Origin of the sequence: Bradyrhizobium diazoefficiens, assembly GCF_016616885.1 — a bacterium.
GTDB lineage: Bacteria > Pseudomonadota > Alphaproteobacteria > Rhizobiales > Xanthobacteraceae > Bradyrhizobium > Bradyrhizobium diazoefficiens_F.
Map to the genome: position 1 here is coordinate 2,393,353 of NZ_CP067102.1, position 23,383 is coordinate 2,416,735.

Genomic DNA, 23,383 nt, shown 5'->3' on the forward strand with positions numbered 1-23,383 from the left:
TGAGCCACTCACATGGGAGTCTCATGGAATAATACAATCGTCAAAGTGGTTTGTGCAGCGCGAAATTTCTACCGCACCATCGCTGCCGGCTGCGCCTGTGCCGTGCCGCCGCGCATGCGAGCCAGAAGCTCCGCGGTCGGCCAGGAATCGGCGGGCAGGCCGTATTTGATCTGCATCGCCTTCACGGCGGCACGGCTCTGCTGACCGAGCACACCGTCGATCTTGCCGACATCGAAGCCGGCTTGGACCAGAAGCTGCTGCAATTGCTTCAGTTCATTGAACGGCAGTTGCGCGACCTGCCCGGCCGGCCTGCGCATTGGGGCAGCGCCCGCAATGCGCGAGGCGAGATAGCCGGCGGTGGTCGAATAGATCAGCGAGTTATTCCATTCGGTATAGGCCGCGAAATTCGCATACGCCATGAAGGCCGGCCCGTTGCGTCCCATCGGCAGCAGCACGGACGCCGCGAGATTGTCATTCGGCAGCGGACGGCCGTCGGGATAGGTGACGCCGAACTGCGCCCATTTCGAACGCGGCAGCTGCACGCTGAGATCGGTCTGATCCCATGGCAGGTTCTGCGGCACCTTGATCTCTTCCAGCCACGGCTCGCCGCGCCGCCACTTCAAGCCATTGGCGATGTAGTTCGCGGTCGAGCCGATCACATCGTCCTCGCTGCGCAGAAGGTCGCGCTGCCCGTCGCCGTCATAGTCGACGGCATAGTTGACGTAGTGCGCGGGCAGGAACTGCGTCTGGCCGAGCTCGCCCGCCCAGGAGCCGATCATCTCGTCGGGCGTGAGATCGCCGCGATCGATGATCTTCAGTGCGGCGATGGTCTCGTTCACGAACATCTCCGAACGGCGGCAGTCATAGGCGAGCGACACCAGCGATTTCAGCGTCGGCAGATTGCCCATGTTGACGCCGAAATCGCTCTCCAGGCCCCAGAACGCGGCGATCACCGCCGGCGGCACGCCATATTCCTTTTCCGCGCGCGCGAACGCCGCCGCGTGTTGCTTGATGTGCTGCTGGCCGTTCTGCATGCGATAGGGCGCGGCCATGCGGCCGGCAAATTCGGTGAAGAGCTGGCCGAACACGCGCTGGCCGCGGTCGCGGTTGACGATGCCCTGGTCGTAGACGAGGTAGGGCGAAGCCTCCGATATCGTTCGCTGCGACACGCCGGCCGCAACCGCCTGGCTCTTCACGTCGGCGAGGAAGCGATCGAAGCTAGCCCCGTTGTGACACGACGCCGCGCGCGGCGAAGGCGCGGTGGTCTTGGGTGCCGTAGCCTTGGGCGCGGCGGGCCTTGCGGGTGGCGGCGCGAACTGGGCGGCGGCGGGAAGAGCGAACGAGACCGCGATCGTCACGACCGCAAGGCGAGAACCAAGGCAGTTCATCGGCATCGATATCTCTGGTGCTGTCGGGGAGCTGCTAGGCCGCCAATACGGCGCGTTTCACAGCGAGGGGAAGGGCAATCTCGCGGAAGAATGTCTTCGGATAGAGGTAGTCCTCGCCGGACTCATCGACGATCCGCAGCATGTCGAGTTTTTCGGCCGCCGGATCGCGCAACGTCACATAGATCTTGCGCTTCTCAAGGGACACCTCGTAGCCCTCATTGTCCACGCAGATCACCAGTTGCTTGCTTCGCGATTTCGTCATGTTGGTCAGAGCAGGCTCTTGATCTTGAATCCTTGCGGCCGGCAGCTTCGTACCAGTGTATCTCAGCGAGGTGGGCAGAGCCATTGGATAATCGCACCTCGGCGATCCCCTTGCGTTTGCGCCATCGTCCACGCCCATAAATCCGCCGCAGGCGGGCGATCTCGCGGATGCCGGAACCGCTGGCGAAGGTTTCGATCGCGGTAATCTCTCCGACAATCTCGAATTGCATGATGTCAATCGTGCTCGGGTGTCCCGGGCTGGGTCAATAGCCGCGGCTCCGAGACGCACCCTGAAACCTTGCACCCCGGCAGGGGTCATTCCTACCTCATCATCGCCGGCCGCCAAACGGCCGTGGCCGGCCCGGGAGACGGCCATGAACTATCTGCGTACCGCAATGCTTCTCGCAGGCCTCACCGCCCTGTTCATGGGCGTGGGCTATCTGATCGGCGGCGCCACCGGCGCCATGATCGCGCTCGTGATTGCTGCCGCGACCAATCTTTTCACCTACTGGAACTCCGACCGCGCGGTGCTCTCGATGTACGGCGCCCATGAGGTCGACCGTCAAAGCGCGCCGGAGCTGGTCGGGCTCGTTGCCGAGCTTGCGGGCCGCGCCGGCTTGCCGATGCCGCGCGTGTTCTTGATGGACGAGGCACAGCCCAACGCGTTCGCGACGGGCCGCAATCCCGAGAACGCCGCCGTCGCTGTCACCGTCGGCCTGATGAACCAGCTCAGCCGCGAGGAGCTCGCCGGCGTGATCGCGCATGAGCTCGCGCACATCAAGAACCACGACACGCTGCTGATGACTGTTACCGCGACCATTGCGGGCGCGATCTCCATGCTGGCGCAGTTCGGCATGTTCTTCGGCGGCAATCGCGACAACAACGGCCCCGGCATCGTCGGCTCGATCCTGATGATGATCCTGGCGCCGCTCGGGGCCATGCTGGTGCAGATGGCCATCAGCCGCACCCGCGAATACGCCGCGGACAATCTCGGCGCGCGCATCGCCGGACAGCCGATGTGGCTGGCGTCGGCGCTCGTCAAGATCGAGGGCGCCGCGCATCAGGTGCCGAACTATGACGCCGAGCGAAATCCCGCGACCGCGCACATGTTCATCATCAACCCGCTGTCGGGCCATGGCGTCGACAATCTGTTCGCCACCCATCCCTCGACGCAGAACCGCATTGCGGCGCTCCAGCAACTCGCGGCCGAGCTCGGCACCCGAGCCGCGCCGTCGGTCGGCGCCAATGAGAACTATCCGCCGCAGGGCCCATGGGGCCGCTCGTCCTCACGCGGTCCCTCGAATGGTCCTTCACGTGGTCCTTCACGTGGTCCTTCACGTGGTCCTTGGGGCTGATAAGAAACCGGCCGGATCTCGCCCGGCTTTGTGACCTGGCGCACACAGGGCCGGCCCGGTCGGTGTTAACACCCGATCGAGAGTATTCCTTCGAAAGGGGATGCGTGGCCGGCCCGTCGCCGGTCACCGTCGAAGATGACCAGAGCTGCCGTGTCATTGTTGATCGTCCTGGGCGTGGCCATTGGCCTGTCCACGCATACGGTCGTGAATTGCGGCGACGAGGACGAGCCCGACATCTGCTCGGCCGTGATCGGCTTCTCGCCGTTTCGCGGCTCCCTGATTGCCTTCGCCTATGAGGGGCGCGGACGGATCGCGCTGCGCCACGGCGATAACGGCCGGGCGATCGCCGATTTCAACGAGGCCATCCACCTCAATCCCAACCGCGCCTCGCTCTATCGCGACCGCGCGCAGGCGTATCGGGCGAACGGCGAGCTGAGCCTTGCGATTGCCGATTTTGACGAAGCGATCGCGCTCGATCCCAGGCCGGCGGTGCCCTATCACGAGCGCGGCCTCGCGCTCGCCGCCAAGGGCGATCTCGACCGCGCGATCCTGAGCTACAGCACCGCCGTGCGCCTCGACCCAACGGACGCGCAGGCCCGCTTCGATCGCGGTCTTGCGTTCCTCGCCCGCGGCCAGGCCGACGATGCCCGCGCCGATTTCGAAGCCGCCGCTGCGTTGCCGCCCGGCAAGGACGGCCGTACACGCGACGCCGCGCGCGCGAAAATCGCCGAGCTCACGCACGTCGAGCCGAACCAGGTCTCCACGCCGCGGCGGTGAGAGGTGAAACGCAGCAGCCGTCGCTACTTCGCTTTCGCCTTCTTGGCTTTGGCCTTCTTGGCCTTCGCGGCCTTCTTCGCCGGCTTGTCGTTGGCGGGCTTCTCGGCCTTCGTCTCCACAGGCGTGCTGGCGGCCAGTCGCATGGCGCGGGCGTAGCTGTCAGCGACGTTGTCGGCGGACATCTGGAGGCGCCTTGCGGCTGCCGTGGCCTGCTCCATGGTGGCTTTGGCCATCATCTTGAAGCGGGCGCCGGTCGCCTTGCCCTTGGCCTTGGCCGCGAGGCCGCTGAAGCGATCCCGCCGCTCCTTGGCGCGGGTCATCAGGCCCGTCTGCAGCTGTCTGGCCAGTTGCCGGATCACGACATCCAGGTCGGCGTCCGCCATGTCTTCTATCCTTTTCGAAACAGTCTCAATCGAAGCGGCGGGACTATGCAGATCGGGCCCCGCCTTGGCAATTCCCGCCCGGGCGTCATCCGCAGCTTCCGGTTACCAAAACAGAAAAGCCGCGCTTTTCGCGCGGCTTTTGGCATTCGTCTCGCGCGAGGCGCGCCGTGTCGGTCTTATTTCAGCGAGGCGACCGGTCCGCTCGATGCTGCTGCCGGATCGGGATCGAAGCCGAACACGCCGACCAGATATTTGTAATAGTCCGGCATCTTCTCCTTGAGCGCTTCGCGGGTCTTGGGATCGTGGAATTCGCTCTTGCCGGCCAGGAAGATGCTGGCGGTCACCGCAAAGAACTCCATGTGGTTCTTCAGCGCGTAGGATTCCTTCGGCAGGAAATCCTTGGACTTGGCATAGGCGTAATAGCCGATCACGCCCTTGTTGGCGTAGCCGTCCGGCAGCAGCCGCGCGTGATAGGCGTGCAGCATCTCGTGGAGCAGCACGGCCTCTTTCTCGTAACGCATCATGTCCGGCCGAACCATGATCACGCCGAGTCCGGAATCGACGGCGAGGTCGACGGCGTTCGGGTTGGTCCAGCGCTGCTTGTCGTGGTCCCACACCGTCAGCGTGCGCGGGGTGGTGCGCTGGATGTCCGGCGTGACCCGGCCGTAGCACGCGGTCGCGGCGCCTTCGTCGAGGCAGGCCAGCTCGCTTGCGATGATCGGGACGGTACGGAAGAAGCGCAGCACGCGCGGGGAGAACCCGGCGCCTTCGACGACGTCGATCTGCTGCTTCAGATTCTCGGTGAGCTTGTCGACGTCCTTGCGCCCGGAATTCTCCGACACGTCGAACATGTAGCCGCGGTAGCTCTGGAAGCCGGGCGGCAGCGCCTTCGCGGCATCGGCGGACGCGAGGTCGAGCGAGCCGGCGTAGGATGGACTGGCGAAGAGCGCGCCGACAATGGTCGCGGTCAGCAGCAACGCAATGCGCATGATGAACCCCCTGATGTCACTTCACGCGGCAGGATAGGCTGCCGTTGTTTGCGAAAAGTGAGTGGGGCGAGACTAAGGCAGCGATGTTGAGGCGTGCTTAATCGCTGGTTGCAGATCGCGGGAGTGGATTAGGGCAGGGTTAACCAAGCCGTAGATCGGCCGCGCACTTCGGCGTAGCATCTCGCTTCGGGCACCATGCCCCACATCGGAAGCCGAAGGGAGGATGCCATGTATGCCGCCATCCGTCAGGCCAAGGCCAAGAGCGGAAGCGCCGAAGAGCTGGCGCGCCGCATCAAGGACGGCGCCGTTCCGATCATCAGCGACGTCGACGGCTTCAGGGCCTATTACGTGGTCTATGCCGGCGACGACACGGTGACCGCGATCTCCATCTTCGACAAGTTCGAGCAGGCCGAGGAAGCGAACAAGCGCGCCATCGCCTGGATCGAAAAGGATCTGAGCTCGCTGCTCGCGGGACATGCCAGTGCCGCGGCGGGACCGGTGATCGTGCATACGCTGGCGTAGGGCCACACTCTCCGCTGTCATCGCCCGGCTTGACCGGGCGATCCAGTACGCCGTGACAGCAGTGATGGAGCCGATAGGCCGCGGCGTACTGGATTCCCCGCCTTCGCGGGGAATGACAGTTGTGTGCGGAGCGCACGCTTTCCGCAAAACACGTACGCCTTCACAGCTCCCTTGCATTCGAGAACGCGAACGAGCTCATCCGTCGCGTCGTCTCGTCCAGGATCAGCGTGCGCGTGATCGGCGGCTCGGCACGCTGGGCGCAGTTTTCGCGCTCGCAGAGCCGGCAGTTGACGCCGATCGGCGTGCCCTCCGTCTTCTCCAGATCCATGCCGGCGGCGTAGGTCAGGCGCGTAGCGTGGCGGATCTCGCAGCCGAGGCCGATGGCGAAGCGCGGCTGCGGCAGCGGGTGTGGCGCCACGGGGCGGCGCACCATCTGCGCGATCGAGAAATAGCGCGTGCCGTCGGACAGCTCGATCACCTGCTTCAGCAGGCGATCGGGCGTGTCGAAGGTCGAGTGCACGTTCCACAGCGGACAGGTGCCGCCGAATTTCGAGAACGGGAAGGTGCCCGACGAAAAGCGCTTCGAGACGTTGCCGGCATTGTCGACGCGGAGCAGGAAGAATGGAATGCCGCGCGCGTTCGGCCGCTGCAGCGTGGTGAGGCGATGGCAGACCTGCTCGAAGCCGGAATTGAAGCGCTGCGCCAGCACATGGATGTCGTAGTTGAGCGCCTCGGCCGCCGCGAGGAACGCCGGGTAGGGCATCATCACCGCTGCTGCAAAGTAATTGCCGAGCGTGATGCGGAACAGCCGGCGCGGTGTGTCGTCGAGCGGGCCGGCGCGGCCGATGATGGTCTCCAGGGCTTGCGCGCATTCGCCTAAGCCGAGCTGGAAAGCGAGCTGGAAGGCGCGGCCGGGCGGATCGACCAGCTCCGAGATCAGGAGCTGGCGGCGGTGGCGGTCGAAACGGCGGAGCGTCTCGCGCATCACGTCGACGGGCATGATGCGGGTCTGGATCGAATGCTTTTCGCGCAGGCGCGCGGCGAGCGCGGCGTAGAGCCCTTCGGCCGGCACGTTCAGCTCATCGCGAAGGGTCTCCGCAGCCTGCTCGAGCTCCGGAAAATAATTGCGGTTGGCCTCGATGAGCTCGCGCACGCGCTCGACCGGATTGGCCTCGTAGCGGGTGCCGACGTCGCGGTCGGCCATTTGCGCCGCCGCCAGCGTCTCGCCCTGGCGCGCCTCGGTATAGGCCGCGTAGAGCCGTTGCAGCGCATGGGTGACGCCAGGGCAGAGCTCGGCGAGGTCGCGCAGCTCCTGCTTGGGCACGTCGATCTGGCGGAACAGCGGATCGGAGAAGATCTCGTTGAGTTCGGCGAAGAAGCGGTCCTCGTCGGCGGTCGCGAGATCGCGCAGATCAAGGTCGTAGGTTTCGGCCAGCCGCAGCAGGATCTGCGCGGTCACCGGGCGCTGGTTCCGTTCGATCAGGTTGACATAGCTCGGCGAGATCCCGAGCCCCTCGGCGATCTGGGTCTGGGACAGCCCAAGTTGCTGCCGGATCCGCCGGAAGCGCGGACCGACGAACAGCTTTTTCCCGGATTCGGCGGGCATTTTCAGGCCTCCAGGCACGTTAAGGACAGGCAAGCTGAACTGTATTATTTACAAGATTGACAAATTAACATCTATTACATGTTCCGATGTTACATGACATCACCATTCAAATACAAGGCCTCTGTACCAACTTCCCTTTCTCGCGTTTAGCTCGTGACACGCATCTCGCAATGCACTGTCAAAAATGTCGATGATGAGGCCGGTCGCCTCTGCCATCAGTCGAAAGGGATAAGGCCATGAATTACCAGCCACGCGGCATCAGCACCTTCCAGGGCCCGGCTTCGTATCAGAGCGAAGTCGATGCGGCCCAGGCGCTCCTTGAGACCCAACCGACCTGGAACGGGGTGTCGGCCGAGGCCGTCGCGCGCATGCGCCTGCAGAACCGCTTCAGGACCGGCCTTGACGTCGCCCGCTACACCGCGGCGGTGATGCGGGCCGACATGGCGGCCTATGACAACGATCCGACCAAGTACACCCAGTCGCTGGGCTGCTGGCACGGCTTCATCGCCCAGCAGAAGCTGATCTCGGTCAAGAAGCACTTCGGCGGCAAGACTGATCGCACCTACCTGTACCTGTCCGGCTGGATGATCGCCGCGCTGCGCTCCGAGTTCGGACCGCTGCCCGACCAGTCGATGCACGAGAAGACCTCGGTGCCGGCGCTGATCGAGGAGCTCTATACCTTCCTGCGTCAGGCGGATTCCCGTGAGCTCAACGACATCTTCCGCGCGCTCGACAAGGCGCGCAAGGAAGGCGACAAGACTCGGGAGAAGGAGTTGATCGCGAAGATCGACAACTTCCAGACCCATGTCGTGCCTGTGATCGCCGACATCGACGCCGGCTTCGGCAATGCGGAGGCGACCTATCTGCTCGCCAAGAAGATGATCGAAGCGGGCGCCTGCGCGCTGCAGATCGAGAACCAAGTCTCCGACGAGAAGCAGTGCGGTCACCAGGACGGCAAGGTCACCGTGCCGCATGAGGTGTTCATCGCCAAGATCCGCGCCTGCCGCCACGCCTTCCTCGAGCTCGGCGTCGAGGACGGCGTCATCGTCACCCGCACCGACTCGCTCGGCGCTGGCCTGACCCAGCAGATCGCCGTCAGCCACAAGCCGGGCGACATCGGCGACCAGTACAACAGCTTCCTCGATTGCGAGGAAGTCACGGCGGATAACGCCCGCAATGGCGACGTCATCATCAACCGCAACGGCAAGATGATGCGTCCGAAGCGGCTGCCCTCGAACCTCTACCAGTTCCGTCCCGGCACGGGCGAGGACCGCTGCGTGCTCGACAGCATCACGTCGCTGCAGAACGGTGCCGACCTGCTCTGGATCGAGACCGAGAAGCCGCATATCGAGCAGATCGCCAAGATGGTCGACCGCATCCGCAAGGTCGTGCCGAACGCGAAGCTCGCCTACAACAACTCGCCCTCGTTCAACTGGACGCTCAACTTCCGCTGGCAGGTCTACGACGCGATGAAGGAAGCCGGCAAGGATGTCTCGAAGTACAACCGCGCCGAGCTGATGAAGCCGGAATACGACGATACGCCGCTGGCGCTTGAAGCCGACGAGCGCATCCGCACCTTCCAGGCGGATTCGGCCAAGCGCGCCGGCATCTTCCACCACCTGATCACGCTGCCGACCTATCACACGGCCGCGCTGTCGACCGACAACCTCGCACGCGAGTATTTCGGCGAGCAGGGCATGCTCGGCTACGTGAAGAACGTGCAGCGCCAGGAGATCCGTCAGGGCATCGCCTGCGCCAAGCACCAGAACATGGCTGGCTCCGACATCGGCGACGACCACAAGGAATATTTCGCAGGCGAGGCTGCCCTGAAGGCGGGCGGCGCCCACAACACGATGAACCAGTTCGGCTAACGCCACGCAACAGGAGACTGACAATGACCAACGGCAGCAATTTCTGGGTGATCGGCGGCGAGTTCGGCTCGATGAACTTCCACAAGCTCGTCGAAGGCTCGGCCCAGGTGCAGGGTCCTTTCAAGACCCGCAAGGAAGCCGAAGACGCCTGGCGCTCGGTTTCGGAAGAGAACCGCCACAAGGCCGGCGTCCGTTTCTCGATCGTGGAAGAGCCGTCGCGGGTCTCGGCCTGACGGCTGCCTGACAAAATCTAAGAAGACGTCCAAGGACGGAGGGTCCCATCCGGCGCAAGCCGGGTGGGATCGTCTGTTTTTGGCACACATCAACGGCCTGTGGGCCCGTAAGTATCTGGAATTATGGACCCTTTGCGGGCGCTGTGGTTGCTGATAGGTTAATGGCAGAAAGTCGAGGACAAGGCCGACAATGTCAGAGCCCGAGACCAGCGGGACACATCCCAGCCAGCCGCGCCCAATGCGGCTGCGCGATGCGCTGCTGCGCGCGCGGATCGAGGCCGCCGACCGGACCGGCGTCGTCGTCGATCTCAGGGACGCCGAGGTGGCGCGGCTCGAGATTCTCAACGACGCGCTCGATCCGCTGTTCGCCCAGGTGCCCGAGCGGATCGATTTGTTCGACCGTGGCATCAGCCAGGGCGATACGCCCAGGCTCTGGATCGACGTCGTCGCGCACATCATGATGGGGCGCGACAAAAGGATGTACCGCTTCGTCCAGGACACCCGCTTCGGCCGCATCGTGCTCGCCGAATCGCACGACACTGCGGTCATCGTGGACGCCGTGACTGATTACGTCGCCCGCCGCATGATCGAGCGCGAGCACGCGATGGTCATCCTGCCCGAGCCAAACCCGGAGATCGTGGAGCCGCCGCGCCGCTCGCGCCTCTGGCCGTTCGTGTTCGGCTTCATCCTTGGCGCTGCCGCGCTGTTCGGCCTCGCTGTGCTCGCGGCGTTGCGGAGCTGGTGAGGATCTCTCCGCCGTCATTGCGAGCGAAGCGAAGCAATCCAGAGTCCCTCCGCGGAAAGATTCCTGGATTGCTTCGCTGTGCTCGCAATGACGGTGAACTAGATCAACCTCGCATGCCTGATCTGGCCAATCTGAAACCCCGCCCCGACGCCTCGCACCGTCTGCTCGCAGCGCCAGCCGGCATTGTCCTTCTCGATTCTGAACAGATTGTAGGCCGCCGCCGGATAGCGCCCGTGCGCGAGCGCCGAGGCCGACGGCACGCCGATTGCGGGAATGTTGCCGTTGGGGCCTTTGAACCACATCGTCGAATGGATGTGGTCGTGCCCGTGCAGGACCAGCTCGACGCCCCTGCGCTTGAGCAGCGCCAGCAGGGCTGCGGAATCCGTCAGCCGTTTCTGGCGCGCATCGGACTTCAGCGGATGATGCACCAGCAGCACGCGGAAGACGTCCTCGGCCGCGAGCTGGTCGAGCACCTTATCGAGCGCGTCGAGCTGATCGCGCCCGAGCGTGCCCGTCGCCATCAAAGGCGGCGTCGGCACGGCGCTGGAGAGGCTGATCAGCGCGAGCGGCCCGCGCCGGCGCACGCCGGGAAAGCCGACGCTGCCGTCATCGCTGGCGAGCCAGGGCGCAAAGGTCTCGCCGAAGCGATGCGTGGTGGCGCGGACATAGGCGTCGTGATTGCCGGGAATCGTGGTGACGCGATCGGGCGAGCCGACTCCGTCGAGCCAGGCGCGCGCCGGCGCGAACTCGGCCTCCATCGCCAGATTGACGAGATCGCCGGTGACCGCGATGTGGTCCGGCGCCTGCGTCTGCATGTCGGCGACCAGCGCGTCGAGCACGTCGCGGCGCTGGTATTTGTGACGGTTGCGCGTCCAGTTGACGTAGCCGAGCGCGCGCTTGCCGGCGAGCTCGATCAGCCGCGGCTTCGGCAGCGGCGGCAGATGCGGGTCGGACAGATGGGCGAGCGTGAAGGGTGCCATGGCGCGCGATTGCCTCGCTATTCGCTTGCTGTAATGGCAAGGTCGCGACATCTGCGCAAGGGACGCCTGAAAGGGCGCATCACGAGAGACTAATGGCGAAGCGCCTGGACGAGATTCGACGGAGATTTGAGCCGCTGCTGCGGCGTGTCTTCCACGCCTATTTCCTGCTGATCCGCGGCATGACGCTCGGCGTCCGCGCCGTGGTGCTCGATGCCGACAACAAAGTGTTTCTGGTCAGGCACAGCTACGTCTCGGGCTGGTATCTGCCGGGCGGCGGTGTCGACTATGGCGAGACCATGGAACAGGCGATGCGCCGCGAGCTCAAGGAGGAGGGCGATATCGACCTGACCGGAGAGGCCGCGCTGCACGGCATCTTCCTCAACAGCCATATCTCGCGCCGCGACCATGTCGCGGTCTATGTGGTCAGGCATTTCCGGCAGGACCGGCTGCCGGCGCCCAACCACGAGATCATCGAATGCGGGTTCTTCGACACGGCCGGACTGCCTGAGGGTACCACGCCCGGCACGCGGCTGCGGCTCGCGGAAGTGCTTCACGGCAAGCCCCTGATTGCGACCTGGCGCTGAGGACGGGCTATGCTAGTACCAGTCCGAATGCGCGCCACGGAAACCTGATGAAAGCCGCAAAACTCGCCTTCGGCCTGATCTGCCTCGCGATCCTCGCCAGCAACATTGCGACAATGTCGCGCTGGAGCGAGGCGCGCGGGGTGTATGACGACATCTGCTATCTCCGGCAGGCGCACCTGTTCCAGCGCTTCGGCGTCGGTGGGCTCGACACCAACGCGGTTGGGGACGACGACCGTTATTTCGAAGGCAAGCTGAAGGAGATTGCCTTTGCAGAGTGGAAGGATCCGATCCGTTGGCCCTGCCACAATCCGATGCCGGGCGGCAAGGTCGTGTTGCAATATCCGCCGGGCACGGGATTCTTGCTGGCGCTGTTTCCGGAAGGCCACCAGGTCGTGCCGTTCTACATTGCCGCGAGCCTGATCGTGTGCGGCCTGGCGCTATCAGGCATTGCCATGGCGCGGACGCTGCCGTCGATCCTGGGCGCTGGCGTGTTCGGTGCACTTGCCGTCTATCTCATGGTCAATCCGGCGAAGGCGAGCTATTCGATTGCGCCGACCATGGCGCTATGCGCGGTCGCGGGCTTCCTGACGGCGCTGTGGCTGGCCAGGGGCAAGCGCAGCGTTCTGCTGATCGCGCTGATCGGTCTCCTGCTCGGCGCATCCGTCAATTTCAGACTGCCGAATGCCTTGCTCGCGGCCGGCTATTTCCTGTTCCTCGGCATTCCCTTCCTGTGGACGCGCTCGCTCGCGACCTTCGTGCAGGGCCTCGCCTTCGGTGCCGGCGTGCTCGTCGGCATGGCGCCGACGCTGGCCGCCCAGGCCATCAACGCCGGCAGCGCGCTGGCGACGACCTATGGCAGCGCCGATGTGGTCGCGCCGGCGTTCGATCTCGCGGTTTTCGGTCAGTATCTGCACGACATGCAGATCGTGCTGATCGTGCTTGCGACCGGCGCGACGCTCTCGCTGGTGTGGTCCGGCGAGTGGCATGTGCGGCAGGCCGCCTTCGTCGTTGCCGGCAACCTCGTCGTCAATCTCGGCTTCTTCCTCAGCCATCCGGTCTTCACGCCGTACTACGTCGTGCCGATCGCGATGCTGTCGCTGTGGACATTGTCGTTTGCCCGGCTTTCGCAGCCGGCCGAGGTGCGTGAGACTGTATCGGTTGGCTGCGAGCCGGCCAATCTGGGAGCGCTGCCGCGATGACATCCACTCAACCCCGCATCGCCGTGCTGGTGCCCTGCTACAATGAGGAGGCGGCGGTTGCGACTGTCGTCGCCGACTTCCGCAAGGCGCTGCCCGGGGCCGAGATCTACGTCTACGACAACAATTCGCGCGACAACACCGCTGCCGTCGCGCGCGAGGCCGGCGCGATCGTGCGCAGCGAGCGGCGGCAGGGCAAGGGCCACGTCGTTCGTCGCATGTTCGCCGATGTCGAGGCCGACATCTATGTGCTGGTCGACGGCGACGCCACCTACGATGCGCCGAGCGCGCCGCGCATGATCGACAAGCTGCTCGAGGAACATCTCGACATGGTGGTCGGGCTCCGCATCGACCAGTCGCAGGCCGCCTACCGTCTCGGCCATCGCACCGGCAACCGCATGCTGACCGGCTTCCTGTCCTCGACCTTCGGCCACGCCTTCAAGGACATCCTGTCCGGCTACCGCGTGTTCTCGCGGCGCTTCGTCAAATCGTTCCCCGTGCTGTCCGATGGCTTCGAGATCGAGACCGAGCTCGCGGTCTACGCGCTGGAGCTGTCGCTGCCGGTTGCCGAGGTCGAGACGCCCTATTACGCGCGGCCGCAAGGCTCGTTCTCGAAGCTCAACACCTGGCGCGACGGCTTTCGCATTCTCGGCACCATGCTGAAGCTGTACCGCTCGGAGCGGCCGCTGCGCTTCTTCACCGTGATCGGGATTTTGCTGGCGCTGGCCGCGATCACCCTTGCGATCCCGATCGTCGTCACGTTCATCGAAACCGGCCTCGTGCCGCGCCTGCCGACCGCCGTGCTGTCGATGGGATTGACGATCGTGGCGATGCTGTCGGTCTCGTCGGGCCTCGTGCTCGATACCGTGACGCGAGGACGGCGGGAGATGAAGATGCTGGCCTATCTGTCCCAGCCGGCGCCGGAAAGGAACTGAAGTCGGGCGCAACGCCCATGGACCTCGACAAATGCAGATGCTACTCCGCGAAGCAACATGAACGATCTCTCAATCACCATCAGTCCCGAAGTCCCGGGCGACGCCCAGGCGATCGAGCGGCTGCACGAGCGCACCTTCGGCCCCGGCCGTTTCGTGCTGAGCGCCTACCGCATCCGCGAGCATGTCGACCATCTGCTCGACGTCTCCTTCACCGCCCGCATCGGCACGCTGCTGGTCGGCTCCGTCAGGCAATTGCCTGTCATGATCGGTGAGACGCCGGCGTTGCTGCTCGGGCCGCTCACCGTCGAGCCGCCGTTTCGCAGCCGCGGCATCGGCCGCATGCTGATGGAGCGGGCGCTCAAGGACGCCAGGGATAAAGGCCACGCCCTCGTGCTGCTGGTCGGGGACGAGCCCTATTACAGCCGCGTCGGTTTCAAGCTCGTCCCCAAGGGACGCGTGACCATGCCGGGCCCGGTCGATGCCGCCCGCGTCCTGGTGTTCGAGCTTGTCGACGGCGCCTTCGAAGGCGTCTCGGGCACGGTCGCTCCCGACTGGAGCAAGGCGCGAGGGTAGCGCATCAAATAGCGGTCGAGGCTCACATGTTCCGCGTGACAGCCGACACATTGCAGGCCTACGTCGATTTCGATCCTGAGCGAAAGCGCGATCTGACCGAGCTGCACAAGCTGGTCGTTCCGGCCGCGCCGGCCCTCAAGCGCTATTTCCATCGCGGAACGCCCGCGGGAGAGGCGGGGATGCGCATGAAGATGATCGGCTATGGAAAGTTTCGCTACGCCGTCAAATCGGGAAAAAGCACGGAGTGGCCGGTGATCGGTGTTGCGCTCCAGAAAAACTACATCAGCGTGTACGTGGCGGTGACCAGGCAAGGCGTGCCTGTCGTATCCAATTATGCCGGAAAACTCGGCGAACTACGATTGGGGGGCAACAACTTCAGTTTCGAGCGGTTCGACGACCTCAAGCTCGATGCGGTATCGACCCTCTTCGCGGAAGTTGCCGGCATCTTCAAAGCGGATCCTGAAAATCCAGTTCGCTACATGCAGGGCTCCTGATCTGCCGGTTCTGCACCCAAGCGCGATGGCGATTTAGCCCAAGCTCACCGCACATTAGCGCGATGCGGCAGGCGGCGCCGTCACTGGCGGAAACGCGTTGGGGTCTGGCCGGGTCCACGGCAGGGACGATTGCGGAGCAGGCGGCGGCGACTGGGGCTTCTTCGTGCATTGGCTTCGAAAGTCGCTGATGGCGTCGAGGCCGACCTTGAGGCTGTCACCGTCTCTGATGGTCTTGCCGACAACGAAGCGCAGTGCTCCAGTCACCTCGAAATCAGCCAGCCACTTGGTGTCGGCGGAAACGCTGAAAGTGTACAACCAGCCGGGATCGTCCGTCATTTTCAACGCGTCGATCACCGATCTGCCTGCGCTGTCACCTGAAAGTACGACATCGGGATAGCGTCCGCCTTTCAGGATCTCCGCAAATTGGGCGCGCTGCTCGTCCTTCATTCTCACCGTGACTTCGACGTTCCCCGATCCGACGGTGCACGATAGCCCGAAGCGACCAACGGTGTCCGTCGCTTCGGAGTCCGCCTGATTCAGGAACGAGTGTCCGTCAGTCGTCAAGACGCGCCAGCGATAGACGCTCTCTTGCGCCATGGTCGGCTGGCAAAGGCCGAGCAGTGAGAACGCTGACATCGAAGCGGCCCATAGGCCCGCACGTACCTTGCTCCATGATGTGGTGCCCAATTCACTGCTCCTCACGAATGGGAAGGCCCGAACGTACTATAATGAACCAGCGAAGAGATGTCCCCCTTTGGCAGGGTTCTGACGCCCACGCGCTTGCGGCGCACGAATTCAAGCCGGCCCAAACGGGAATATTCCAAGGCGATGGAGGATCGTAGTTAGCGCGATTTGTCCGGCCGAAGCCGGGCAAATCGCAGCCCATATCATCCGTCGCATGAGGACGCACAGATGCCCTTCAGTCGCCGCCAACTTCTCGCGATCACGTCGCTGACGGTCGCATCCGGGATTGCAAGCTCTTCCCGGGGAGCAGGCGCGCCGATCCGGGCGGTCGCGTTCGACGGCTTTCCGATTTTCGACCTGCGCCCGATCTTCGCTCTTGCCGAGAACCTGTTTCCCGGGCGCGGTACCGAGCTGTCCAACGTCTGGCGAACCAGGCAGTTCGAGTACACATGGCTCCGTACCATGACGGGACATTATCGCGACTTTCTCGGTGTGATCGACGATGCGCTGGTGTTCGCGTGCAAGTCGCTCGCTATTGAGCTGACTGGGATCAAGAGAACTGCGCTTGTCGAGAGCTATCTCAAAATGCCGATCTGGCCCGACGTATTGCCCGCGTTGTCCATGTTGAGGGAGAGCGGTTTACGGCTGGCATTGTTAAGCAATTTCTCGCCCGCCATGTTCGACGGCAATATCGGCGGGACGGTGCTTGAGGGCACTTTCGAGTTTCAGCTGAGCACGGATGCGGTTCGTGCCTACAAGCCTGACCCGCGCGCCTATCACATGGGCGTCGACGCCTTCGGCTTGAAGCGCGAGGAGATTCTCTTTGCCGCGTTCGCCGGCTGGGACGCCTCCGGCGCAAAGCTGTTCGGCTATCCCACCTTCTGGGTCAACAGGCAGAAGCAGCCGCGCGAGCAGCTGGAGGCTGTTCCAGACGGTGAGGGGCAGGGCATGATGGATCTGGTGCATTTTCTTTCGGGCTGACACGCTATACCGTCAGCGCGGTTTATGCCAAAACCGGAAGGCAAAGCTGACGAAGGATATGTGAAGTTTGGCCGCATCCAAAAAGGGCACCTCGCCCGCGGAACGCCAGAACGGGATTGATCGGACCATCGATCTCCTGGAAGCGCTGCTGCATTTGCGCGAGCCCTCCAGGCTCAGTGATCTCGCCAAGCAAATGGGCGCGCCGCGATCGACCGTCTATGCCATCGCCAACCGCCTGATCGAGGCGGATCTGCTGGAGAGCGTCGGCGAAGGCGGTCAGGTCTATTTCGGCAAGGCGGTGCATCTTTACGGGCGGGCCTATGCGGAGGCCAATCCCCTGCATCGCCGGTGCCGCGAAGCCCTCGACCGGCTGGCGACCCAGCACAGCGCCACCGCGCAACTCTGCGCGTTGCGTGGCCGCAAATATGTGGTGGTCGATACACGGGACGGGTCGGGCCTGTTCCGGATCACCACGGATGTCGGCATCGAGGTGCCGCTGCCGTGGACCGCGTCTGGCCGCTTGCTGCTGGATCACATGAGCCCAACGGAAATTCGCGCGTTCGTTCCGAAAGAGGATTTTCGCCTTCCGGACGGCCGCGTCCTCGATATCGACGATTTCATCAAGGACGTCGCACGCGCGAGACGTGACGGCAAATGCGTGACGACGGCGCTGTCCGATCGGTTTACGTCGTGTCTTGCCGCGCCCATCCGCGACAAGAAGGGGGTCGCGGTCGCGACGCTATGTTTCGTCGTTCCCGCGGACTCGCTCAAGGAGCGCAGGACCGCGCTGCTCGACGATCTCGTCGCAACCGCAACCGAACTCTCCGATCGCAACTGAACCGCGCCGACAGGTCGCCGAACGCGCATCGTTGTGCGCGGTCCTTGCCGCGCGCGCAGGCGACGCGGTCCGGAATGTCCGGGCTTGACATCAGGGCGCTGTAATATCTAACTGACGCTATAAGATAATATTGTCCGTTATAAGGGACATGGAGGATTCAAAATGGCGAATGCAAGCCAACAGGTACCCGGGCGACGCTGGCTGATCGGCTGCCTCCTCGGCGTCGGAATTCTCATCAACTACATCGATCGCGTCGGGCTCTCCGCCGCGACGCCCGAACTCACCAGGGAGCTTGGCCTCACCGCCACCGACATCGGGCTGCTCGGCAGCGCGTTCTTCTGGACCTATTCGCTGCTGCAGGTCCCCGGCGGCATGGTGCTCGACCGCTACGGCGTCACGGCCGTCGGTCGCGCCAGCAGCTTCCTGTGGGCGGTCGCCGCCACCATCACCGCGCTCGCCAGCGGGCTTTGGGGCATCGCCACCGCGCGCCTGCTGCTCGGCGTCGCGGAAGCGCCGGCGTTTCCGGCAAGCCAGAAGGCGACCGGCCATTGGTTTCCGCTCGACGAGCGCGCGCGCTCGACCGCGATCTTCGATTCCGCCGCCAAATTCTCCAACGTGATCGGCGTGCCGCTGGTCGCCTATGTGATCTTTCTCTACGGCTGGCGCTGGGGTTTTGGCATCACCGCGCTGCTGAGCTTCCTGTATTTCGTCGCCTATTACGCCATCTATCGGAATCCGAGCGAGGACCCGAAGCTCTCCAAGGCGGAGCATGACTACATCATCGCCGGCGGCGGCACGCCGGAAGGTCCTGCCACGGCGGGGCAGAGCCGCATGCTCGGCTACCTCTTGCGCAACCGCAAGGTCTGGGGCCTGACCATCGGATTCTCCGCCTATGGCTACACCTTCTATCTCTTCCTCACCTGGTTGCCGGGCTATCTCGCGCAGACCATGCATATGAATCTGATGTCGGCTGCGGGCTATTCGACGATTCCGTGGATTTTCGCCACGTTGTCCGACCTCCTGATCGGCGGGTTCCTGGTCGACCATTTGATCACGCGCGGTTACGACAGCACGCGGGTGCGCCAGTCGGTGATCATCGTCGGCATGCTGATGGGGCTTGCCGTCATCGGCGCTGCCTTCACCGTGAAGCCGGGCTGGGCGCTGCTGTGGTTGTCGATCGCGATCTCGGGATTGTCCGCCGCGGCGCCGGTCGGATCCTCGATCGTATCGCTGATCGCGCCGAAGGGCGGGGCGGGAACGGTCGGCGGCATTCTCAATTTCACCAACAACATGATGGGCGTGCTCGCACCGATCGTGACTGGTATTGTCGTCGACTGGACGCAATCGTTTGCCGGTGCCTTCATGATCGCCGGTGTCGTGCTGCTGATCGGCATCTTCTTCTATGTCGTGGTGCTGGGGCGCATCGAATCAATTCCCGATTTCGCCGAGGCGCCGCCGCCGGACGCCGTGCCGGCTCACTGAGGAGAGGGGCATGCCCCAAGGTACAAGCCAGAGCAGCGCCAAGGACACGCTCATCCGCAATGCCCGGTTGATCGACGGCACCGGCGCGCCGTGGTTCGAGGCCGATTTGCGCATCAGCGGCAGCCGCATCGCGGCTATCGGGGCCTCGCTGCCGGCGGAGGAGGCCGACATCATCGACGCGCGCGGATGCTATCTCGCGCCGGGCTTCATCGACGCCCATTGCCATGACGACCTGATCTGCCTGCGCGAACCTGACAGGCCCGAGAAGGCGCTGCAGGGCGTGACCACGCTCGTGGTCGGCAATTGCTGCTTCTCGCTCTATCCGGCGACCGCGGGGTCCGCCGAGATGCTGCGCCTGCACTTCTCGGGTCTCGCCGGCGAAACCCGGGCGAACGAAGTCTTCGACAGTTTCGACGGCTACCGGCTGGCCCTGGAAGGGCCGGGCGTGGCGCTCAACCTGGTCTCGCTGGTCGGCCATGCCGCGATCCGGCTCGCCGTGCTCGGTTACGACCGCCGCGCGGCGACGGCGCAGGAGATCACGGCGATGCAGGCGCTGCTCGCGCAGCAACTCGCCCAAGGCGCTGCCGGCCTGTCGCTCGGCCTCGTCTATCCGCCGAGTGCCTATGCCGACACCAACGAACTGTGCGCGCTGGCGGAGACGGTGCGGGCTCACGGCAAGCTGCTCACCGCCCATATCCGCAGCTACGAGGCGGGCCTGCTGCAATCCATCGACGAGTTCATCGCGATCCTGCGCGCCTCCAAGGCGGCCGGGCTGCTGTCGCATCTGCAATCGGCGGGAAAGCCGAACTGGGGGGCGATCCCAAGGGCGCTCGACCGGCTCGAGGCCGCGCGCGCCGAGGGGATCGATATCTCGTTCGACATGTATCCCTATCCTGTCGGCAGCTCCTACATGCTCCAACTGCTGCCGCCGGCCGCGCTCGAAGGCGGCGTCGACGCGCTGCGGGCGCGGCTGCGCGATCCGGCCGAGCGCGAAGCGCTGCGCGTGCTGGTGGAGGAGGGCGATTCCGATCCGCATGCGGCGCAGTCCAAGATCGTGTTGATCGGCTGGCACAATGTGCGCATCTCCGGCACCGGCAATCTCGCGCTGAAGCCGCTTGAGGGCAAGTCGATGGTCGACGCCGCGCGCGAGCTCGGCATCACGCCGTTCGATCTCATGGTTCGGTGCATCGAGGAGGACCAGGGCCAGACCGGCATCATCATGTTCCAGCTCGATGAGGCCGATTTGCGCGCGGCCTTCACCCATCGCCTGCACATGGTCGGCTCCGACGGCATTCCGCGCCCGGGCACCAAGCCGCATCCACGCGCCTATGGCAGTTTCCCGCGCGTCGCCAGCGCCTGACGCGCGAGCAGGGCTGGCTGACGTTGGAAGATGCCGTGCGGCGAATGACGGCGATGCCCGCCCAGCGTTTCGGCCTGTCCGACCGCGGCATCCTGCGGCCGGGTATGATCGCGGATCTCACGCTGTTCGACGAGACCATCATGGACAAGGCGACGTTCGAGACGCCGACGGAAATGCCCGCAGGCATCCGTTCGGTATTCGTCGCAGGCGAGGCCGTGGTCGCAGATGGACGCAGCACTTTCGCGCGGCCGGGCCGGGCCCTGACATAATCACCACACACAGGACGAGACCAATGACGCTGAAACGATACGGCGCGGCCGGCGGCACCGGCACCGGCGGCCAGCACCTTCCTTTTGCCCGCGCGGTCGAGGCCGACGGCTGGCTTTACGTCTCGGGGCAGACGCCGATGGAGAACGGCGAGGTGATCGAGGGCGGCATCATTCCCCAATCGCACAAGGCAATCCGCAACCTGCTCGCCATTCTGGCCGAGGCCGGCTTTGAGCCCAAGGATGTCGTGCGTTGCGGCGTCTGGCTCGACGATCCCAGAGACTTTCAAAGCTTCAACAAGGTCTTCGCCGAATATTTCGGCGCGAATCCACCGGCGCGGGCCTGCGTGGTGTCGAGCATGGTGGTGGATTGCAAGGTCGAAATCGATTGCGTCGCCTATCGCAAATGATTGGCGGCGCTCGCAAAGCGGTACTGGCGGAGAGGACCAGACGTCGGGGCCGCTAGGGCCCCGACCGGAGCAAGCCTAGAACTTGAAGTTCGCAAACGCCCGCACGCCGATGCCGGGCATCAAGACCTCGTCCTTGTTGTAGGAGACCGAATTGCGAATCTTCTCGTTGAGAAGATTGTTGCCGACCAGACCCGCATACATTTCCTTCGCGCCGATCCAGTTGGGGCCGAGCTTGGTCTTGTAGCTGACCTCCGCCTTCAGAAGATTATAGCCGGCCGTCGGCGTCTCGGCGATCTCCGCGACATTGCTCTGCGGGAAGGCGTGCAGCAGGTTAATGCGCGTCAGCCAGTTGGAGTCGCGCCAGAACAGGCCCGCACCGATGCGTGCCGGCGGAATCCGGGGAACGTTGGTGCCATCGGTGAAGGTGGCACGAACGAAGTCGAACTGGTCCTCAAAGCCCCAGATGCCGCCGTAGAGCGGCCCGACATCGACCTGGCTCTGGAATTCGCCGCCGCGGAAGATGGCGTTTCGCTGCGAATAAACCGCCTGATTGAGCCCCGCGTCGGGCGCTCCACACGAGGCAAAGTCGCCGTCGCACATCACGCCGGTGAGGCGGCGGAAAATGAAATTGTCAAAGCGCGTGTAGTAGGCGGTCGCTTCAAATCGCAATGGTCCCGTCGCCTTGCGCAAGCCGACCTCGACCGTTTTGGCGGTCTCGATCGTCAGGTTGGGATTGCCGATGTCGAACGTCGCCGTGGCGTCATGTCCGCCGCGCGAAAACAACTCGGCGGGCTTGGGCGCGCGCTCGACATATTGCGCCGTGAGGCTGCCGACGAGGTCGTATGGCAGGATCTGGATCAAGCCGACACTGCCGCTCTTCGGCGTAAAATGCAGGTTGCGCGCAATGCTGGTCTGAGGATCGCCGTTCGGCAGGAAATCGGCCGGGAAATCGGGCGTCGATCCGCTCAGATCAACATGCTCGATGCGGCCGGCAATCTGAGCCTTGGTCGTATCGGTGAATTTGAGCTCGTTGAAGACATAACCCGCTTCGCGCATGTTGCGGTTGGGGTCCCAGAGCCCGTTGAAGAGAGTGCCCGGATCGTCCGGGCTCGGCGCGGTCAGTTCCTGATGGCCGACCTGAAAGCCGAACGCAGTCGTCACCTCCGCAAAGCGTACATTGAACGGCATCAGCTGCGTTTCGACCCGGATCTCCTCCTCCCTGTTCGTGAAGGTCTGCCGTACGCCCAAGGTGGTCAGATCGGCCGGGTCGGCGAGCCCGATTTCGTTGTGGCGGTAATTGGTCGCACCGGCCCAGAAACGGACCGCATCGATTGCCGCCGCGTCAGGCCGGTATTCGCCCTTCATGGTGATCTTGGTCTGATGCGCATCGATACGGGTTTGGTGATCGGCGCCGTCGATGCCGGGAATGTGGTAGAGCGCGTCGTTCTGCGTGATCGCCGCGCCGATGAAGCCACCGGTGAAAAAGTACGAGCCGCCGATCGAGGCGCCGTCCGACCGGGCCGCCGAGTTCGGCTGATGACTGCCGACCGGTCGCGTGTTGTCGAACAGATAAGGATAGCTCGGGATGTAATAGTCGGACGTGTTGCGGCCGTAGGCATCGGCGTGGACGGCGAAGTTGTTGCCGCCGCCGTCGAGCAGGATACCGCCCTCGACGCCGCGGTTGACCGAGTCGAATGCGGTGCGCGTCTCCGCCGTGACGCAGGGCGACGTTTGCGCTGTCGCCAGCGGAGCCTTGGTAGGCAAGCCGTAGGTCTGGAACGGCGAGGCGCCGCACGACGGGACCGCATCCGGGATGCGGTTATTTGTGGCGGCGACGACACCGCCGATCGACTGTGATCCATAGCGAAGCGCAGCGGGTCCGCGGATCACTTCGACCTGGTTGGTCGCGAGCGTATCGATCGGGACGAAATGATCCTCGCCGAGATCGGATGCGCCGCCGGCATTGGTGCCGTTCTCGAGGATACCGACGCGGTTGACGTCGAGACCCCGGATGATCGGCCGGCTGGAAGCGCCGGGCGCAAAGCTCGAACCGGTGATGCCGGGTTTGGAGAACAGGAGATCGCCAAGCTGGCCGCCACCCTCCCTGCGGATCTCCTCATTCGGGACCACGGTGACGGTTGCGAACTGGTCGGTCACGATCGGCAGCACGCCCTGCTGCGGCGCTGCGGCAACGGTTGCGGCAGCTGGCGTCGCCGGCTGCGGCTGAGTGCGGGCAGGGGCCCTGCGTGCGACGCGTGGGGCAGCAGTACGCGACGGTACTGCGTGTCGCCGCACGATCGGACTCGGCGCCGTTACCGTTACGGATGGGAGCTCGGCTGGCGCCGCGTCTTGTGAGATCGCCGGCGTCGCGCCGGCACACAGCATGAGCAAACTCGCTCCGCCCAAATGCTGCGCGCGTCTTGAACAGAATATCATTGTCTCGATTCCCCACCCAGGCGCCGATCCGATT

The 23,383-nt window shown here is 64.3% G+C and carries 26 protein-coding genes; 17 read left to right on the forward strand and 9 right to left on the reverse strand.

Going from position 1 to position 23,383, the window contains the following annotated elements; genetic code table 11:
- Window positions 1-68: 68 nt before the first annotated feature.
- From JJC00_RS10810 to JJC00_RS10820, 3 genes are read right to left on the reverse strand one after another with little or no spacing between them, the layout of a single operon-like run.
- Window positions 69-1,388 (reverse strand): lytic murein transglycosylase, encoded by a 1,320-nt coding sequence (locus JJC00_RS10810; protein WP_433996524.1) that lies wholly within the window; start codon window positions 1,386-1,388, stop codon window positions 69-71.
- A 34-nt stretch (window positions 1,389-1,422) separates the two neighbouring features.
- Entirely contained in the window at window positions 1,423-1,614 is a 192-nt protein-coding gene (locus JJC00_RS10815; protein ID WP_246774172.1) for a hypothetical protein, read from the reverse strand.
- On the reverse strand, window positions 1,604-1,879 hold the full coding sequence (locus JJC00_RS10820; protein WP_200474388.1) for a hypothetical protein: 276 nt from the start codon (window positions 1,877-1,879) through the stop codon (window positions 1,604-1,606). Before JJC00_RS10820 ends, JJC00_RS10815 begins: the two co-directional genes overlap by 11 nt.
- Before the next feature lie 144 nt (window positions 1,880-2,023).
- Between JJC00_RS10820 and htpX the strand changes: the two genes are divergently transcribed.
- Window positions 2,024-3,004, forward strand: coding sequence for a zinc metalloprotease HtpX (gene htpX / locus JJC00_RS10825; RefSeq protein WP_200472549.1), 981 nt, complete (start codon window positions 2,024-2,026; stop codon window positions 3,002-3,004).
- Between the two features lie 135 nt (window positions 3,005-3,139).
- Window positions 3,140-3,781, forward strand: coding sequence for a tetratricopeptide repeat protein (locus tag JJC00_RS10830; protein WP_200472550.1), 642 nt, complete (start codon window positions 3,140-3,142; stop codon window positions 3,779-3,781).
- A 23-nt stretch (window positions 3,782-3,804) separates the two neighbouring features.
- Here the strand turns inward: JJC00_RS10830 and JJC00_RS10835 are convergent, their stop codons facing one another.
- Window positions 3,805-4,164 (reverse strand): hypothetical protein, encoded by a 360-nt coding sequence (locus JJC00_RS10835; protein ID WP_200472551.1) that lies wholly within the window; start codon window positions 4,162-4,164, stop codon window positions 3,805-3,807.
- Window positions 4,165-4,340: 176 nt separating this feature from the next.
- Window positions 4,341-5,153, reverse strand: a complete 813-nt coding sequence (locus JJC00_RS10840; protein WP_200472552.1) for a hypothetical protein — start codon at window positions 5,151-5,153, stop codon at window positions 4,341-4,343.
- A gap of 228 nt (window positions 5,154-5,381) precedes the next feature.
- Here JJC00_RS10840 and JJC00_RS10845 point away from each other — a divergent pair, with 228 nt between their 5' ends.
- A complete protein-coding gene (locus JJC00_RS10845; RefSeq protein WP_200472553.1) occupies window positions 5,382-5,675 on the forward strand; it encodes an antibiotic biosynthesis monooxygenase in 294 nt (97 codons plus the stop codon).
- Window positions 5,676-5,835: 160 nt separating this feature from the next.
- Here JJC00_RS10845 and JJC00_RS10850 read toward each other — a convergent pair whose 3' ends face one another.
- Window positions 5,836-7,281, reverse strand: coding sequence for a helix-turn-helix domain-containing protein (locus JJC00_RS10850; RefSeq protein WP_200472554.1), 1,446 nt, complete (start codon window positions 7,279-7,281; stop codon window positions 5,836-5,838).
- Window positions 7,282-7,517: 236 nt separating this feature from the next.
- Between JJC00_RS10850 and JJC00_RS10855 the strand changes: the two genes are divergently transcribed.
- The 3 genes from JJC00_RS10855 to JJC00_RS10865 all read left to right on the forward strand — a co-directional run bounded on the left by JJC00_RS10855 (window position 7,518) and on the right by JJC00_RS10865 (window position 10,130).
- Window positions 7,518-9,152 carry an isocitrate lyase gene (locus tag JJC00_RS10855; RefSeq protein WP_200472555.1) on the forward strand — a complete coding sequence of 545 codons (1,635 nt, stop codon included), beginning with the start codon at window positions 7,518-7,520 and terminating at the stop codon, window positions 9,150-9,152.
- 23 nt (window positions 9,153-9,175) lie between these two features.
- The gene (locus tag JJC00_RS10860; RefSeq protein ID WP_200472556.1) at window positions 9,176-9,385 is read left to right on the forward strand and encodes a DUF4170 domain-containing protein; all 210 of its coding nucleotides are present in this window, start codon (window positions 9,176-9,178) and stop codon (window positions 9,383-9,385) included.
- A 190-nt stretch (window positions 9,386-9,575) separates the two neighbouring features.
- On the forward strand, window positions 9,576-10,130 hold the full coding sequence (locus tag JJC00_RS10865) for a hypothetical protein (protein ID WP_200472557.1): 555 nt from the start codon (window positions 9,576-9,578) through the stop codon (window positions 10,128-10,130).
- A gap of 98 nt (window positions 10,131-10,228) precedes the next feature.
- Here JJC00_RS10865 and JJC00_RS10870 read toward each other — a convergent pair whose 3' ends face one another.
- Window positions 10,229-11,110, reverse strand: coding sequence for a metallophosphoesterase family protein (locus tag JJC00_RS10870; protein WP_200472558.1), 882 nt, complete (start codon window positions 11,108-11,110; stop codon window positions 10,229-10,231).
- A gap of 92 nt (window positions 11,111-11,202) precedes the next feature.
- Here JJC00_RS10870 and JJC00_RS10875 point away from each other — a divergent pair, with 92 nt between their 5' ends.
- From JJC00_RS10875 to JJC00_RS10895, 5 genes are read left to right on the forward strand one after another with little or no spacing between them, the layout of a single operon-like run.
- On the forward strand, window positions 11,203-11,694 hold the full coding sequence (locus JJC00_RS10875; protein ID WP_200472559.1) for an NUDIX domain-containing protein: 492 nt from the start codon (window positions 11,203-11,205) through the stop codon (window positions 11,692-11,694).
- Between the two features lie 47 nt (window positions 11,695-11,741).
- Entirely contained in the window at window positions 11,742-12,893 is a 1,152-nt protein-coding gene (locus tag JJC00_RS10880) for a hypothetical protein (RefSeq protein WP_200472560.1), read from the forward strand.
- Window positions 12,890-13,825, forward strand: coding sequence for a glycosyltransferase family 2 protein (locus JJC00_RS10885; protein WP_200472561.1), 936 nt, complete (start codon window positions 12,890-12,892; stop codon window positions 13,823-13,825). Before JJC00_RS10880 ends, JJC00_RS10885 begins: the two co-directional genes overlap by 4 nt.
- Before the next feature lie 57 nt (window positions 13,826-13,882).
- A complete protein-coding gene (locus JJC00_RS10890) occupies window positions 13,883-14,398 on the forward strand; it encodes a GNAT family N-acetyltransferase (RefSeq protein WP_200472562.1) in 516 nt (171 codons plus the stop codon).
- A gap of 26 nt (window positions 14,399-14,424) precedes the next feature.
- Window positions 14,425-14,892, forward strand: a complete 468-nt coding sequence (locus JJC00_RS10895; RefSeq protein WP_200472563.1) for a hypothetical protein — start codon at window positions 14,425-14,427, stop codon at window positions 14,890-14,892.
- A 54-nt stretch (window positions 14,893-14,946) separates the two neighbouring features.
- Here the strand turns inward: JJC00_RS10895 and JJC00_RS10900 are convergent, their stop codons facing one another.
- A complete protein-coding gene (locus tag JJC00_RS10900; protein ID WP_200472564.1) occupies window positions 14,947-15,579 on the reverse strand; it encodes a hypothetical protein in 633 nt (210 codons plus the stop codon).
- 225 nt (window positions 15,580-15,804) lie between these two features.
- Between JJC00_RS10900 and JJC00_RS10905 the strand changes: the two genes are divergently transcribed.
- The 6 genes from JJC00_RS10905 (at window position 15,805) to JJC00_RS10930 (ending at window position 20,913) form a co-directional block, all read left to right on the forward strand.
- Window positions 15,805-16,557, forward strand: a complete 753-nt coding sequence (locus JJC00_RS10905; RefSeq protein ID WP_200472565.1) for a haloacid dehalogenase type II — start codon at window positions 15,805-15,807, stop codon at window positions 16,555-16,557.
- Window positions 16,558-16,624: 67 nt separating this feature from the next.
- Window positions 16,625-17,395: an IclR family transcriptional regulator gene (locus JJC00_RS10910; protein ID WP_200472566.1), complete on the forward strand. Its 771-nt coding sequence runs from the start codon at window positions 16,625-16,627 to the stop codon at window positions 17,393-17,395.
- A 162-nt stretch (window positions 17,396-17,557) separates the two neighbouring features.
- Complete coding sequence (locus tag JJC00_RS10915; protein ID WP_200472567.1) at window positions 17,558-18,877, forward strand: MFS transporter; 1,320 nt, start codon at window positions 17,558-17,560, stop codon at window positions 18,875-18,877.
- A gap of 10 nt (window positions 18,878-18,887) precedes the next feature.
- Window positions 18,888-20,237, forward strand: coding sequence for an N-acyl-D-amino-acid deacylase family protein (locus tag JJC00_RS10920; RefSeq protein WP_200472568.1), 1,350 nt, complete (start codon window positions 18,888-18,890; stop codon window positions 20,235-20,237).
- A gap of 35 nt (window positions 20,238-20,272) precedes the next feature.
- Window positions 20,273-20,506: an amidohydrolase family protein gene (locus JJC00_RS10925; protein ID WP_246774173.1), complete on the forward strand. Its 234-nt coding sequence runs from the start codon at window positions 20,273-20,275 to the stop codon at window positions 20,504-20,506.
- A gap of 23 nt (window positions 20,507-20,529) precedes the next feature.
- The gene (locus tag JJC00_RS10930) at window positions 20,530-20,913 is read left to right on the forward strand and encodes a RidA family protein (RefSeq protein WP_200472569.1); all 384 of its coding nucleotides are present in this window, start codon (window positions 20,530-20,532) and stop codon (window positions 20,911-20,913) included.
- 75 nt (window positions 20,914-20,988) lie between these two features.
- Here the strand turns inward: JJC00_RS10930 and JJC00_RS10935 are convergent, their stop codons facing one another.
- Window positions 20,989-23,349 carry a TonB-dependent receptor gene (locus tag JJC00_RS10935; RefSeq protein WP_200472570.1) on the reverse strand — a complete coding sequence of 787 codons (2,361 nt, stop codon included), beginning with the start codon at window positions 23,347-23,349 and terminating at the stop codon, window positions 20,989-20,991.
- Between the last annotated feature and the right edge of the window lie 34 nt (window positions 23,350-23,383).